This window comes from Algoriphagus sp. 4150 (genome assembly GCF_031457395.1).
Lineage (GTDB): Bacteria > Bacteroidota > Bacteroidia > Cytophagales > Cyclobacteriaceae > Algoriphagus.
In genome coordinates, this window is record NZ_JAVDWS010000007.1 from 43,718 (window position 1) to 58,883 (window position 15,166).

10 protein-coding genes are annotated in these 15,166 nt (G+C 43.0%); 3 read left to right on the forward strand and 7 right to left on the reverse strand.

Annotation, left to right across the window (positions count from 1 at the left end; translation table 11 throughout):
* Nucleotides 1–183: 183 nt before the first annotated feature.
* The 5 genes from J2X69_RS11310 to J2X69_RS11330 all read right to left on the reverse strand — a co-directional run bounded on the left by J2X69_RS11310 (nt 184) and on the right by J2X69_RS11330 (nt 8,666).
* Nucleotides 184–2,991: a PQQ-dependent sugar dehydrogenase gene (locus J2X69_RS11310; RefSeq protein ID WP_310103216.1), complete on the reverse strand. Its 2,808-nt coding sequence runs from the start codon at nt 2,989–2,991 to the stop codon at nt 184–186.
* A gap of 1,124 nt (nt 2,992–4,115) precedes the next feature.
* Nucleotides 4,116–4,910 carry an SDR family oxidoreductase gene (locus J2X69_RS11315; protein ID WP_310103217.1) on the reverse strand — a complete coding sequence of 265 codons (795 nt, stop codon included), beginning with the start codon at nt 4,908–4,910 and terminating at the stop codon, nt 4,116–4,118.
* Nucleotides 4,911–5,213: 303 nt separating this feature from the next.
* On the reverse strand, nt 5,214–6,215 hold the full coding sequence (locus J2X69_RS11320; RefSeq protein WP_310103220.1) for a Gfo/Idh/MocA family oxidoreductase: 1,002 nt from the start codon (nt 6,213–6,215) through the stop codon (nt 5,214–5,216).
* A gap of 452 nt (nt 6,216–6,667) precedes the next feature.
* Entirely contained in the window at nt 6,668–6,925 is a 258-nt protein-coding gene (locus J2X69_RS11325) for a sialidase family protein (protein WP_310103222.1), read from the reverse strand.
* A 280-nt stretch (nt 6,926–7,205) separates the two neighbouring features.
* A complete protein-coding gene (locus J2X69_RS11330; protein WP_310103225.1) occupies nt 7,206–8,666 on the reverse strand; it encodes a Gfo/Idh/MocA family oxidoreductase in 1,461 nt (486 codons plus the stop codon).
* A 408-nt stretch (nt 8,667–9,074) separates the two neighbouring features.
* Here J2X69_RS11330 and J2X69_RS11335 point away from each other — a divergent pair, with 408 nt between their 5' ends.
* Genes J2X69_RS11335 through J2X69_RS11345 form a run of 3 tightly spaced genes read left to right on the forward strand, consistent with a single transcriptional unit; the run spans nt 9,075 to nt 11,888 of the window.
* Nucleotides 9,075–10,199 (forward strand): Re/Si-specific NAD(P)(+) transhydrogenase subunit alpha, encoded by a 1,125-nt coding sequence (locus J2X69_RS11335; RefSeq protein ID WP_310103228.1) that lies wholly within the window; start codon nt 9,075–9,077, stop codon nt 10,197–10,199.
* A 19-nt stretch (nt 10,200–10,218) separates the two neighbouring features.
* Nucleotides 10,219–10,506 carry an NAD(P) transhydrogenase subunit alpha gene (locus J2X69_RS11340; RefSeq protein ID WP_057935611.1) on the forward strand — a complete coding sequence of 96 codons (288 nt, stop codon included), beginning with the start codon at nt 10,219–10,221 and terminating at the stop codon, nt 10,504–10,506.
* Entirely contained in the window at nt 10,503–11,888 is a 1,386-nt protein-coding gene (locus J2X69_RS11345; protein WP_310103233.1) for an NAD(P)(+) transhydrogenase (Re/Si-specific) subunit beta, read from the forward strand. The genes J2X69_RS11340 and J2X69_RS11345 overlap by 4 nt, the downstream gene beginning before the upstream one ends.
* Before the next feature lie 131 nt (nt 11,889–12,019).
* Here J2X69_RS11345 and J2X69_RS11350 read toward each other — a convergent pair whose 3' ends face one another.
* Both J2X69_RS11350 and J2X69_RS11355 read right to left on the reverse strand, forming a co-directional pair.
* A complete protein-coding gene (locus tag J2X69_RS11350) occupies nt 12,020–12,961 on the reverse strand; it encodes a dihydrodipicolinate synthase family protein (RefSeq protein WP_310103236.1) in 942 nt (313 codons plus the stop codon).
* Between the two features lie 73 nt (nt 12,962–13,034).
* Nucleotides 13,035–14,828 (reverse strand): hypothetical protein, encoded by a 1,794-nt coding sequence (locus tag J2X69_RS11355; RefSeq protein WP_310103239.1) that lies wholly within the window; start codon nt 14,826–14,828, stop codon nt 13,035–13,037.
* Nucleotides 14,829–15,166: the final 338 nt, after the last annotated feature.

Genomic DNA, 15,166 nt, shown 5'->3' on the forward strand with positions numbered 1-15,166 from the left:
GGTCGTCCCTTTCAGCACTGTGCTAAAAGACACAGCAAAATGTCGTGCAAATCAATAGCTACTCAAGTCCTGCTTCTGGAGAAGCAGGATAACTGCGCTCTCCGTGAAAAACTCCGTGATCTCTGCGGTTAAAAAAAGCCCTGTCTCGCAATGAAACAGGGCTTTGGATTAATAAGCAAACTTTTACTGTAGTGTATTCGAGAACTGTACTTCGTTCACACTCATCAGAATCTCTTCGCCTTTTGCTTCAGGGTTTTTGAAAATAATGTACACATCATGCCTGCCGCTGACGGAAGAAAGAGTTACTTTTCCCAGACTGGAGTTTTGCCTTCTCCAATCTATAAAGTTCACATTAGGCGGCGGTCTGAAACCTACTACTTGTTTTGCTATTAGAGGTTCAGTTTGCCCGATTATTTCTCCGGTAGGGGAGTCAATTCTGATTTCTATAGACCCGCCTTTGGCATCTACCCGTTCACTTATGCCGGCATATACTATGATTTCCTTGATACCGCTTAGATCCAAGTTTTTGAAACCTATGTATGACTGATCACCCACCATAAAGAAATTCACGCTGGGGGTGGTCATCAGATTTACGCCTTTTCTTAGTTCGGCACTTTGCGGATCCAAATAGGGATTTCTCAAAGCTATAAAATCACTTCCGGACAAGGAAGGCACATCTCCGTTGCCTTTATCTGTATAGGATGCTTGCAATAGGAAACTTCCTTGACCGTCTTCTCCTTCTGGGATTGTAGTTTTCACCGATCCGGACAAAGGCAGTGATCTAACTGTTGCCTTCACCGTATTCATATTCATGATATAGTCCACCATACGTTTAGCATCAGCCTTTGATAATTGGGGATGTGCGCTCATCGCATGCTCTCCCCAGATTCCGGCTCCACCATTGATGATTTTATCTATCAGCATATCAGTAGTTTCGGAAGTGTTTTCATACTTGCTCGCTACGGCTTGATAGCTTGGCCCGATGGATGTTTCGGCGTATTGGTGACATGATTTACAGTCGCTGGCCTCGATTAGATTTCTGCCGATGTTTTGCAGGGCCTCAGATTCCACTCCACTTTGCTTGGAAGCGATCTCGATCGGGTCAAATCCGGAAGGGACATAGTCAAAGGTTACTGCCACTTCATTTGCGTGTATTCTACTGTCATCAGTACTTCCATCCTCATTGTCATTTACAGTAATGCTGTATGGAAGGGAATTATCTCCGAAGTAGAATGATTTATTGGCTCTTTTGAAGTCTATAGTGACTTGAGGTTTATCATTTCCGGCTATTACATCAAAGGAGGCAGCATTGGACTCACCCTTGGTGTCGGTCACAGTCAAGGTTACCTGATGTTTTCCCGCTGTTTCAAAGGTATAAGTTGCGTCAGCTCCTTTCAATTCGGTAGTCGTCCCATCAGCACCATTTATTTTCCAAGTGTAATCAAGTTTTCCTGCGTCATAATCATCGTAGTCGTTTGTGCCCTCCGAAGAGAAATTAGCAGTAAAAGGTATAGCTCCGGATATTTTATCGGAAGTAGCATTTACATTTGGCTTACGGTTGCCGGCATTGTATTCGATCTTCACAATTCGGGAATTTGCATTTCCCCGGAACCAAGCGCTTCCATATTCTAAGATGTATAAGGCTCCATCCGGGCCAAAGTCCATATCAATCGCTGAACTGAATGTGCTATTTGGCAGAAAGCGCTCCATGGATTCATAGTCACCATTGTCATTCATGGTCACCGACATGATCCAGCCTCGCATAAAGTCCACAATTAGCCATTTGCCTTCATAGTAAGCCGGGAAAACATAAGGAGCATCTGCCTTGAAATCTGCTTTTCTAAATACCGGTCCTCCCGTAGCACTTCTTCCTGAGCTTCCCAGAATTGGGAATTCCTCAGAAACCCCGTAAGGGTACCAGATCAGGGCCGGTACTACCGGGGTTGGCAAATCGCGGAGCCCTGTATTGTTTACAGATTCATTTACCGGCTTATTCACATCATAGGGCTCGCCGTAAGTGTCGGTTTCTAAGTCATGACGGTTGTAGGGAATATTGTCACCAATGAAATAGGGCCAGCCGAAGAATCCCGGCCCCTTGGCTTGATTGAATTCGTCGTATCCACGTGGTCCCCAGATGGAATCTTTTCCCGCATCAGGTCCCACTTCTCCCCAGTATAAATAGCCTGTTTTGCTATCCAAAGTTGGTCTCCAGGGATTTCTATGCCCCATGGTGTAGATTTCTGGTTTTGTTTTCTCTGTGCCTTCCGGAAAAAGATTGCCTTTGGGAATAGTATAGGTGCCGTCATCTTCCGGGTGAATTCTAAGGATTTTTCCTCTCAAATCATTGGTGTTTCCGGGAGCTCGCTGGTCATCGGAGTTTTCATGTCCCGGACGCTCGTCCAGATTGGAAGTTCCGGACGCTGGATTCACCGTGTTGTTTCCCACGGTTAAGTACAAGTTGCCTTCCTGGTCAAAGACCATCCCACCGCCTGTATGGCAGCATTCTTCCCGCTGGGTAGGAACGGTTAAAATAACTTTTTTGGATGATTCGACCAGCGTGTTTCCGTCCAATTCCCATCTAGTAAGTACATGTTGTTTGTCTTCAGGATCAGCGTAATAGAGATAGATCCAATGGTTTTTCGTAAAGTCCGGATGGGCAATGACTCCCATCAGCCCCTCTTCCGCCTCACGGACTACCCCCTCTTTATTTGTGTATTTGGTGTTGACCGGAATAGTGGCTACGAGGGTGACTTTACCTGTATTTTCATCCAGAATTTTAACTCCGCCTTTTCGCTCTACAAATAGGATCTTACTGTCTGGCAGAAAAGTCATCTCCATGGGCTCATCCATGCCTTCCGTGAGGACCACCTGTGTGAACCTGTTTTCATCAGGTTTTTCAGTTGATTCTTTTTTTTCGGGTTCCGAACAGGAGAGAATTCCCGACAACAGCGCTAGGCTCAGTACTGCAATTGATCGGTAAGTTTGTTTCATTGGTTATTGGATTGGGTGTATTGTTTGCAAAAGGGATAAGGCAATTCACTTTTTCCTACTCTTATCTAATGTTTGCTAAATACCACAGAAAAAACAAGTTACAAGTTGATTTTCGGTATTTTTTTGGGATAAGATGCCTTGATAATAAATATATTGTGTCAGATTGATAAATTATGAATTTAAGCGAATTATTTTTCAGTATGTGCTATTAACGAGAGGTCTTACCGACGGGCAGTTTTGGGCAAGCCAGCAAGAGATTTTTCACTATACCTACCAATCATCACAGGGCAAACTAGCTTCTGCAGCTGAACCTTTGTGAGTGTTTCTGATGGGAAAAAGATTGTTGAAGGCCGTTCGTGATGACACGAACGGCGGCGGAGATTGATAAATTATAAATTTAAGCGAATTATTTTTCAGTATGTGCTATTAACGGGAGGCCTTACCGACGGGCAGTTTTAGGCAAGCCAGCAAGAGATTTTTCACTATACCTACCAACCACCACAGGGCAAACTAGCTTCTGCAGCTGAACCTTTGTGAGTGTTTCTGATGGGAAAAAGATTGTTGAAGGCCGTTCGTGGACACGAACGGCGGCGGAGATTGATAGATTATGAATTTAAGAGAATTATTTTTCAGTATGTGCTATTAACGGGAGGTCTTACCGACGGGCAGTTTTGGGCAAGCCAGCAAGAGATTTTTCACTATACCTACCAATCATCACAGGGCAAACTAGCTTCTGCAGCTGAACCTTTGTGAGTGTTTCTGATGGGAAAAAGATTGTTGAAGGCCGTTCGTGATGACACGAACGGCGGCGGAGATTGATAAATTATGAATTTAAGCGAATTATTTTTCAGTATGTGCTATTAACGAGAGGCCTTACCGACGGGCAGTTTTGGGCAAGCGAGCAAGAGATTTTTCACTATAGCTGCCAACCACCACAGGGCAAACTAGCTTCTGCAGCTGAACCTTTGTGAGTGTTTCTGATGGGAAAAAGATTGTTGAAAGCCGTTCGTGATGACACGAACGGCGGCGGAGCTGATGATACGAATGGTGGCAGAGCTGATGACACAAGCTTCGAGGAAGTGGTTACACGAACGGCTGTAGCGGAATTTCACGCCTAATCCTGATTACAGTATGGATCTTACCAGTCCTCCTTCTACCCTGATAGAAGCTCCATTGGTGGCGGAAGCCAGTGGGCTGGAATAATAGACCACCGTATCTGCCACTTCTTCCACCGATGCGAATCGCTGAATCAATGAAGTGGGCCGCATATCCTGAAAGAATTCTTCCTCGACTTTCTGTATTGATTTACCGGTGGATTCGGATAAGTCTTCTAAGAATTTGCCTACACCTTTTGATTTGGTTGGACCGGGCAGGATTGAGTTTACCGTGACATTACTTCCTTTGGTAAGCTCAGCCAATCCTCTTGCTACTGCTAATTGGGCTGTTTTGGTCATGCCATAATGGATCATTTCGTCAGGTATGAAAACGCCAGACTCACTGGAAATGAAAATTATCCTTCCCCAATTTTTTGCGAGCATTTTCGGGAAATACTGTCTGGAAAGGCGGATTCCGCTCATCACGTTCATTTCGAAGAATCTAAACCAATCTTCATCAGGGATTTCTGCAAAGGCTTTCGGCTCAAAAATCCCTGCGTTATTGATCAAAATATCGACTTCAGGAAGGACGTTTAGTAGGTTGTTTACTTCTTCCACTTTGGAGAAATCAGCAGGGATTCCACTTACTTTATCACTGCCGGTTTCTGATTTCAGTATTGCAATTGCCGTGTCCACACTCTCCTGTGATCTGCCGTTAACAACTACTGAGGCTCCTTCCACTAGAAATCTCTTTGCGATAGCAAATCCAATCCCTGCGGTGGATCCGCTTATAAATGCTTTTTTGTCTTCTAATTTTAAATCCATTGCTTATACTAATTAAAAAGGGTTAGCTGAAAAGCAGCGAAATGCCACCTGCTAGAGTAAACTCAAGTGAGGGTAAGAAAATTCGGATGATGGCAAGGAATATTCACGTATGGCAGTTAAAGCCTATGTGAGTGTCACTCACGAAAAAGTTATCGAAGTTATCGATTTTTAGGTTTGGTTAAGTTTCCAATCATATTTCGGTTTGTGACACAAACCGAGGCGGAAAAACCGAGATGATGGAAATGAAGTTAAAGATCAGCTGCGTACTTTGCGTGTCCTTTGTGCTCTTCGTGGTTAAAAAACTCAGATTTTCTGTTTCACCAGTTGATCCATCACCCAGTTTGCTCTTGCTCCACTGGTTCCTGTACTTTTGCACGTTTCGGTTCCAAGTAGATCGCCTACTATAGTTTTGATCAAGGGTTCCTGAATGTGCTTGGGAAGGGCAAAGTTGAAACTTTCAATTCCCCTTTCATCTGTAATAAGGGTAAATTCCCCTTTTCCAAAGGTCTCAAATTGGATTGTTCCTTCACTTCCATAGATCGTTGTCTCATCTATTTCAGCATTTGCAGCGGTGCTGAAGCACCAATTTCCCGTGCCCAGAACTCCGCTTTCAAATACAAAACTCCCTATGACGATGTCTTCAGCTTTATAAGTATTTGCTTGGTTAGCCGCAAATCCATTTGCATGGGTGATTTTTCCAAAGAAAAAATCTAATAAGTCTAGCTGATGAGATGCCAGGTCAAAGAAGTATCCACCACCGGCAAGTTCGGGATCTACCCGCCAATTGGTGTCCACTTTTGTGATTAAAGTGGCATCGGGCTTTTGCTTCAGATTTATATGAACAGTACGGATATCCCCAAGAGCCCCTTCTGTGATCAGCTCTTTGATTTTGCGAAAGTGCGGCAGCTCTCTTCGATAATAGGCTACATAAAGTGGGACGTTGGCTTTCTCGCAAACTTCAATCATCTCCAGGCACTCAGCATGTGATCGGGCCATGGGCTTTTCCACATACACAGGTTTGCCGGCCGCTGCAGCAAGTTTTGCCAGTTCCAAATGAGCATTTGGAGGGGTGGCGATGTAGATCGCATTTACTTCCGGGTCATTAATCAGCTCGTTGGCTGAAGTGTACCACTTGGGGATCCCATGCCGTCCGGCGTAGTCTCTTACTTTCTCTTCCGAGCGGCGCATGACCGCCGCGATTTTGCTATTGGGGATGAGATTCATTGCCGGTGCGGATTTGACTTCGCAGACATTTCCCACGCCTAGAATCCCCCATCTTACTTCGGTGTCTTGGATTTTGCCCATAAGCTAAAATAGGGGTTAAGCTTTAATTAAGATTGCTTTATTCGTAGATGTTTCCAACAAACTCCGGAGTTTGATTAACCGGATCAACAAATGCATTGAAAGACAAGTAGAACTGTGTGTGCACTGAGCTTGGTTTTGGTTAACCTTCGTTCCCGGATGCAATAGATGGATTGAGCTTTCAAGTGAATTAGATGATTTTAAAATCCGCTGAGTATCATTCAGGTTTATCACCGGAATCGGAATAAGTATTCATGACAGCTGATGTGTAAATTATTTCAATGTTTATCCGCTATGATGCCAATGATCCCTACCATCTTCACTTGTGAAGTGAGCTATAGGTGTGCACCTCAGCTTGATAAGGTGAAGTTTATTTTAACCTCAATACTGGCATAAATTCGGAAACAAAGAACAACTAAATAGCTATACTAATAGAGGATATTTCTGAAGGATTATTATCTTTTATGCCAGGATTTACCTTTGTTCTTAGAGTAAAAACTGCCTTTTGGGCCTTCTGCAAGTAATTCTTTGCCACCATCTGCCAAGTCGGTAAATTCTCCGGGACTGGCTGGATTTCCCATATATCGTTGACTCCAAGTCTCGCCTTCATCGACAGAATATTCAATTTTAAGCGTGTTGGTCGGGCAGATACGAATTAGCTCTTTTCCCTTTTTAATCATTTGTGCCATTTTTAATTGTTTAATTCCTGCCAATCTAAGAATGCTTATGGTTTAAAAAAAAAATAAGCAAAGTATTTATGGATAAAATCCTATTTACTATTACTTCCTTCTACAGTTTTTATTGGTTTTTTTATTCAAAAAACTGTATTTCTCACCCAAAAAAACCTTCAGATTCACTCAAACTAGAGGAAAACTTAAGATTTTGGGCTTGGAAGATTCTCGATATGGCTAATTTATACTTCTATACTAAAATATCGAAACCCGTTCAAAATCAGCTTGAACGGGTTTCGAATGATTTATTCTGAGGGATGAATTATATCTCCCATCCTTTCCTATACGTCCTTCCTACGAATTGGTTGGCTTCTTCAAAGTTTGTGATGAGAAGTTTGTCCCCATCCCAAAGTAATTTTTTGCGTCCATAGAATTCAGGCTGACCTTTGCTGTTTTCTCTGCGAAGCATATAGCTACGGATAGCAAGATTACCCATCAGAACAGTTTCGGTCATCGGCCCTGCATAGTCAAACGAGGAAGTAAGTCCTTTGTGTTCTTCGCTTCCAAAACCCGCCTTACATGCATCCACCCATTTTCTCTGGTGACCGTATTCAGGTTCGATATTTTCTTCAGTTTCCGGGCCGAATTCTTGTGTCCCGTCATTGAGATACAATTTTGGCATCAAAGGAGAGCTGTCATTGATATTGGTGGAGATTATGCCTTTTTCACCTATGATCAAAACACCATTTGCCCCACCTCCGATTTCATGATCTGTAGGAATGATGTCCGGATGTGCAGGCTTGATGCCGCCGTCCATCCACGTCATGGTGATAGGGGATTTACTTTTGGCGGTAGCCGCAAAATTCAATGTGATGAACGAGGAAGCAGGACAGCCATCAGGATGATAATCCGGAGTCCACATGCCGCTGTACACTGAACCTACGCTGCATTCAGCATCGGTAGGATAGTGTAAGCCTAGTGTTCTGAAAGGTATATCGATCAAGTGACACCCTACATCGCCTAGTGCACCTGTACCGTAATTCCACCAGCCTCTCCAGCTGAAGGGGTGAAGTTCCGGGGTGTAAGGAATCTCGGGGGATGGACCTAGCCATAGATCCCAGTTCAAAGCATCTGGCTTGGTGCCGGGCTGAGGCTTGGGAAAAGCGCCTCCTTGGGGCCATACAGGTCTGTTAGTCCAGACTTCTACTTTGGATATCTTACCTATTTTGTCATCATCTACCCATTTTTGTACCATTTTCAGCAGCTCATTGGAGCCACCCTGATTACCCATTTGAGTGACCACTTTTTGGCTTCTGGCCATCTCAGTGAGCATCCTTGCCTCTTTGATGTTATGGGTCATGGGTTTTTGCACATACACGTGCTTTCCACGTTCCATGGCATATTTGGCAGCAGGTCCATGGACATGATCGGGAGTGGAAATAGTCACTGCATCGATATCTTTCTCTTTGTCCAGCATTTCGCGGAAATCAGCATAGCGCTTCGCGTCAGGGAATCTCTCTACCGATGCTTTGGCAGATCCCGAAAAATCAACATCACAAAGTGCAGTCACACGTTCGCGGCCATTTACTGATGCGTTTCTAATATCGCTGGCACCTTTTCCACCGGCTCCGATTGCCGCTAGATTCAATTGGTCACTTGGAGCTATAAATCCCACTCCACCCAGAACATGCCGGGGAACAATCATAAAAGAGGAGGCAATCGCTGCATTTTTAATAAAATCCCGTCGGGTTTGCCCGTTAGAATTTTTCTGGGGTTTGCGCATGAGGTTATTAGTTTAAGGTCAATTAAGTAATCTAAAATAGAAATTTATTTTTTTGGATGAGTCCTGTTTGTTTTTAACCATTAAAAAAGAATGACCAGTGGTAAAATCTAAAAACGGTTAAAAAGCAAATTTCAGCCAAGATAGGGTGCTGGAAGCGGTTATGTTTTACAAAATTGTTACCATATCCGGGAAGTAGGTTATGAAATTCTGTGCAATCGATGGCATAAAGCGGATTAATGTGATTTTTTGGTTAAATAAAATTCCATAAACTATTCGTTTGGCAATAGATAATATCAAGAAATAGTAAAAAATCAGGCTAATGCAGGTAGCCTTTACAAAATAATCCTAGTTTCTTTGAATATATTGAAACGCAATAGCTTTGAAAGAAACAATTCAAACAAGCCTAAAATGAAAATAGGAGTTTTAAAAGAGACGAAGGAGGGTGAGCACAGGGTTGCACTCAGTCCTGAAGTCATCAAGCAATTAATCAAGAAAGAGTTTTCTGTTACTGTAGAGCATGGAGCCGGACTGGGGTCAAATTTTTCTGATGAGGATTATAGTAATGCAGGAGCAACTCTAGGGAATCCTCAGGAAGTATTCTCATCGGATGTGCTGCTGAAAGTCAACCTTTTCTCCAAAGAGGAAATAGCCCAAATGCAAAATGGCAGTGCCTGTATCTCCATTATGTATGCCTACAACTATCCGGAGATACTGGACGAAATGAATAAGAAATCCATCATGTCCTTTTCCATGGATGCTGTCCCTAGGATTTCCAGAGCACAGAAAATGGACTGCTTGAGTTCACAGGCTAATCTTGCAGGATATAAATCTGTGATTTTGGGAGCTAATTATTTGGAGAAGATTTTTCCGCTGATGATGACAGCCTCGGGTACGATTACTCCCGCGAAGGTCTTGATTTTCGGAGCCGGTGTGGCAGGTCTTCAGGCGATAGCTACCGCCAAGAGACTTGGCGCAGTGGTGGAAGTCACTGATGTGCGACCTGAGACCAAGGAGCAGGTGGAGTCTTTGGGTGGTCGGTTTTTGACTGTAGAAGGAGCCGGGGATGTGAAAGTAGAAGGAGGATATGCTTCTGAAGTTTCTGCGGAATTTTTGCAAAAGCAAAAGGAACTCATCCAAAGTAAAATCAAGGATTCTGATCTTGTAATTACCACTGCGCTGGTCATGGGAAAAAAATCGCCCATTCTAGTGACGGAGGAAATGGTCAAGAGTATGAAAAAAGGTGCTGTGATCGTGGATATGGCGGTAGAATCCGGAGGAAATTGTGAGATATCCGAGAAGGATCAAATTGTGCGCAAACATGGCGTGACCATCATAGGTGAGTCAAACTTGCCTTCATTGATGTCCACCAATGCAAGCCAGCTCTATGCGACCAATATCAGTACACTGCTGCTTCATTTGGCTACCAAAGACGGATTTAATCTCGACCGTGAGGAAGAAATCACCAAAGGTGTTTTGATCACTTATGAAGGTCAGATAGTTCATGAATTCACAAATAAAATATTAAATAAGTAAGAAATAACCTCTTCAAATTATGAGCTCAGAAGCATTGATTATTCTGATTTATATACTTGTTCTTGCAAGTTTCTTGGGATTTGAGCTGATCGCGAAAGTTCCCCCCACCTTGCACACACCGTTGATGTCCGGATCCAACGCGATTTCCGGGATTACCATCGTGGGAGCACTTTTGGCCTGCAATGAAATGGGCTATACCACCCTAAGCAAATGGCTGGGAATGGCAGCCTTGGTGCTGGCCACCATCAACGTAGTCGGCGGCTACACTGTCACAGATCGTATGCTTAAAATGTTCAAGAAAAAATGAGTTTAGCAATAGAATTAGCCTATTTGATCGCCTCCATCTTGTTTGTGCTGGGGATCAAAATGTTGAATAAAACCCAGTCGGCCAGAAAAGGAAACCGTATTTCTGCGTTGGGGATGTTTATAGCCATATTGGCTACGATGGTTCAGATTGATGCCATTTCTTTGGTTGAGATTTTTGCATGTATTGTCTTGGGATCGGCCATTGGCCTTTATTATGCCAATAAAGTGGAAATGACCAAAATGCCCGAAATGGTTGCAATATTCAACGGATTCGGTGGATTGGCCTCATTTTCAGTAGCCCTTTCAGACTATTTCCTAAGGACTGATGTCAATATGGAATCTATCGAACTGGTGACAGTGATCAGTATCATTGTTTCTGTGTTTATAGGTGGACTCACCTTCACCGGATCATTGGTAGCCTACTTGAAGCTAAATGGGAATATCTCTGGTTCGCCGATTACATTCAAAGGGCAGCATCCTATAAATCTGATTTTGTTTTTAGGGTTTTTGACCGCAGCGGTCTTCACCGTAATTGACCAGACTGACCCGATCTTGATAATCGTTCTGATAGCGATTGCATTGGTTTTGGGGATCCTGACTGTGATTCCTATCGGAGGTGCAGATATGCCGGTAGTGATTTCCTTACTGAATTCTTACTCAGGGATGGCGGCTTGTGCTACCGGTTTTATTCTGAACAACAATGTGCTGATCGTAGCAGGTTCTCTAGTAGGAGCGTCCGGAATTATCCTTACTCAGATTATGTGCAAAGCCATGAACCGATCGTTGATCAATGTGCTTTTGGGTGGATTTGGGCAGACAGTGAATGAGACTCAAGGCGACGGTCCTTCTATTTCTGTGAAGGAAATAGGAGTGGAAGAGACCGCTATGCTGTTTGACGGAGTTTCTTCTGTCATCGTGGTTCCGGGTTATGGAATGGCTGTAGCCCAGGCTCAGCATGTCATTCGTGAGCTGATGGAGCAATGCGAAAAACGTAACATTGATTTCAAATTTGCCATTCACCCGGTGGCAGGCAGAATGCCGGGACATATGAACGTACTGCTGGCGGAGGCAAATATCTCCTATGACAAGCTGATAGAAATGGAATCCATCAACGACGAATTTCCAAATACGGATTTGGTTCTTATCGTCGGAGCAAATGATGTGGTAAATCCTGCTGCCAGAAACAATCCCCAAAGTCCGATTTACGGAATGCCTATCTTAAATGCGGATAAAGCCAGGACGGTAATCGTCAGTAAGAGAAGTATGGGCAAGGGCTATGCAGGTGTGGAAAACGAGTTGTTCGGCTATCCAAATTGCCTGATGCTATTCGGAGATGCAAAACAGACCATCACCAAAATAGTCTCTGAAATGAAAGAGATGTAAATCTGTGTCCAGAGAGAAAAATTGACTAAAACGAGCGATTTGGATTACAAGTCGCTCGTTTTTTATTGCGGAAAAACTATAGTTGAAGCAATTTTCAATGCTCAGAATCTTGTATTGGAATTTGAAGCGGATTATTCAGTTTGCTTGTAAAGGCTAGTTTTTACTCTGGATTCTACCACATTATATTTCTTGCGAAGACTTTCTTTTTCTTCATCTGTATAAGCAAAAAGCGGCAGTGCCAAGATATCTTTACATAGGCCTGAGAAGGACATGGAAGCTTTTAGCCCTTTCAGATAGTCAGATTGATAATTTCCATGACTATAGAGATTTTTGCTTAAAAAAAGCACAGTCACTTCTAGGGTTTCGATACGGTCTGCATTTTTGGACCGAACAGCCTCATAGAGCTTGACATAGAGCTCAGGAAATAGATTGGCTCCTCCGCAGACTCCGCCATGTCCGCCCATGTTCATCGTTTCTACCAGATATTCCTCAGGTCCCACCAAAATGGTAAAATCCGGTTTTTCAGTAAGCAATGCTGTTAGGAATTCAAAGTAGGATAGGTCCCCTGAACTGTCTTTAATGCCTATAATATTCGGATGCCCTGAGAGTGTCAGAACAGAGTCCGGATCAATTTTGAGCCCTGTGTGGGAGGGGATATTATATAGCAAAAGCGGTAGTTCAACACGGTCAGCAAGCTTTTCATAATAATTGATTAGTTCTTTCTGATCCAGATTCATATAGAAAGGTGGAGCAGCGACTACAGCCTTTGCTCCGGAGTCCTTAGCCTTCACGGCAAGATTTAAACTCTCATTGAATGAGCAGTCGGTAATTCCAACTAGGACCGGTATGCGCCCATCGACTTTGGCGCAGGTCATGGAAATCAGCTCATTTTTCACATCTGAACTTAGGCTGGAAAACTCTCCAGTAGTACCAAGTATGAAAAGCCCGTGGACACCATTCGAAATGATGTACTCGATGGTTTTGATTAAACTAGGATAATCCAGCGTAAAATCTTCATGAATTGGTGTGATCATAGGCGGAATAATTCCGCGGATAGGTTTAGGTAAAGGCATAGTTTGTGGCTGTTGGTGGTTTTAAATTTCTTCTTCTAAGTTCCTCCAAATCGGCATAGTTCGGGTTCAAAAATTAATTGTAATTGATCAGTGAAGGCTGATTTACATACACATCAGATCTTCTAAACCGCAAGTTTTTACGGAAACTAACGGCAAATTTGGGCTGTCCTTCATCATCATTTGGGATATAAGTTCCTTTTATTTCTAGGGTTCCAAAGATTAGGTTCTCATTCCGCGTTCTCAACCCAAGGCTTATACCCGTGAAATTCCGGTATTTATCTTCGCATGTAGAGCATTTCAGTTTTGCCCAATAAAAAGAGGAAAAAGGCGCTATACGAAATCCAATAAGCGACCAAGGTGTGAAGAGACTGGATTCAAAACTAAGGGACATCCGCTGGGTGGCATCGACTTCCTCTACTCTCAGTCCCGGAATAGTGTTGCCGCGAATCGTCAGCCACTCGTTGGTGACTCCGTCGAAAAGCTGGGTATAAAATGCTGATGCATTACTTCTGATTTTGTATTTGCCTATAGAATAGGCTTGGGTATAGAAGGTTCCGCCAGTTTGGATTGCGACATCTTCCGTTCTTCCATTTCGAAAATAGCTAGCAGCATTCAACGTCACGTCATAGAAACTCCCATTACCGGGTGCTCCTTTATAGTTCAGATTTACATCTGCGTAAGGTCTTGCAAATCCCAGGGTCTTGGTATACCCTAATGTGGCGGATAGGTTACACCCAAAAGGAATATCTTCTGTAAGTCCAAAGCCATAAACATATTGGGTTTTGAAGAAGTCTTGCTCATACAGGGTAAACTCAGCCAAAACCCCTCTACTGTTGCGGTACTTCCTCTCCAGCCCTATCTCCTCTTGGTCGGGATAACTGAGAAAATACCCATCAAAAGCCCGAAGTGCGACAAATTTTCTACTTCTGTCCTGTAGTGCTTTCTCCGAGCCAAAGTTATATCCTATCCACAGATTGCTCACATTGTATTTATAGTCAAGAAAAACTGAATCCGGCTTGGAGTCTACATTCTTCGACCAGTTTTGACTCCATCCGGCTCCTCCGGCTAATTTGGAATAGGGCGAGACTAAGGGTCTTTCCAGACTAATTCCCATGGAATATTCTTTTTCTTCACCTAAGCTTATACCGGAATTCAACTGGGTATAATTTACTGCAAAATCTGCCAAGCTCCCCATTACACTGCTTTTAGTGTAAGCAAATGCCACTCCCGTCTTTGGCTTTCTATCCATATCATATAAAATATCAAACTCGAATCCCTGAGCTCTTCCATCTACATTAGCATCGTAAATTTTAAATAAGGGGGCCACCGGTAAGCTTCCGCCTACGGATCCTCCTATACTGAAAATATCCCGGCTGATTACCACCAAGTCCACAGAGTCGGTGTCGGGAACCTGAGTGGCTACGATCCTGCTTTCCAAGATAAAAGCCTGGTCTCTAAGAAACCGCTCATTATCACCGATTTTATAGGGATTCAGACGCTGGTTTGGCTTGATGAAAAGATGTTGACGGATGGTTTTTTCCCGGGTATTGGTGTGCAGTTTATTTGCAATTCTACCTACTTTCTGGACTATTGGTTTTTGTCGGCCATAAATAGAAAATTCAAACCCAAGATTCTCTACTGTAATATTTCTGATGATCATACCTTCATAAGGAAGAAATTTCTCCTCAGCTTTTTCTACAAGCACAGTATCCCTGTTCGATCTGGTAATAAAATCCTTTCCCCTATCCAAAGCTTTTTGGGCCATGGAGATTTTTGAAGTGTCATTCACATCTTGGGCAAAAATATCTACAATTAGGCAGGAAAATATAAGCAGGATAAAAAGTGCTTTAAATGCCGTTTTTGACACATCCGTGTAGTTAGATCTTTTGATAAGGATAGATAAGTTTCTTAAATGAAAGAATAGTTGAAGCTATGCATTTTCACTGCCATACTTGCAAATCTACCGGGAGTTTGAGAAAAAAAATGTTCCTGCTAAACAGATTAAGAGAAAATAACAACCCTTTTTACAGATTTCAAAGCCAAAACTACTGAAATGGAAATTTGGATGTAATGAAATAATATTGTATTTATATTGTGTATTTGTTTGCATTTCTTCCAATTAAAGAAGAATAAGCGACATAAGATTTGGCATATTTTAATATTTAGGCAACTGCGCTTGCCTGTAGTGACGACCGGTAAGCGAAG

What these genes read in the sequence shown, in the direction of transcription:
- J2X69_RS11310 (WP_310103216.1), bottom strand. Translation starts at nt 2,991, where the DNA reads ATGAAACAAACTTACCGATCAATTGCAGTACTGAGCCTAGCGCTGTTG.
- J2X69_RS11315 (WP_310103217.1), bottom strand. Translation starts at nt 4,910, where the DNA reads ATGGATTTAAAATTAGAAGACAAAAAAGCATTTATAAGCGGATCCACC.
- J2X69_RS11320 (WP_310103220.1), bottom strand. Translation starts at nt 6,215, where the DNA reads ATGGGCAAAATCCAAGACACCGAAGTAAGATGGGGGATTCTAGGCGTG.
- J2X69_RS11330 (WP_310103225.1), bottom strand. Translation starts at nt 8,666, where the DNA reads ATGCGCAAACCCCAGAAAAATTCTAACGGGCAAACCCGACGGGATTTT.
- J2X69_RS11335 (WP_310103228.1), top strand. Translation starts at nt 9,075, where the DNA reads ATGAAAATAGGAGTTTTAAAAGAGACGAAGGAGGGTGAGCACAGGGTT.
- J2X69_RS11340 (WP_057935611.1), top strand. Translation starts at nt 10,219, where the DNA reads ATGAGCTCAGAAGCATTGATTATTCTGATTTATATACTTGTTCTTGCA.
- J2X69_RS11345 (WP_310103233.1), top strand. Translation starts at nt 10,503, where the DNA reads ATGAGTTTAGCAATAGAATTAGCCTATTTGATCGCCTCCATCTTGTTT.
- J2X69_RS11350 (WP_310103236.1), bottom strand. Translation starts at nt 12,961, where the DNA reads ATGCCTTTACCTAAACCTATCCGCGGAATTATTCCGCCTATGATCACA.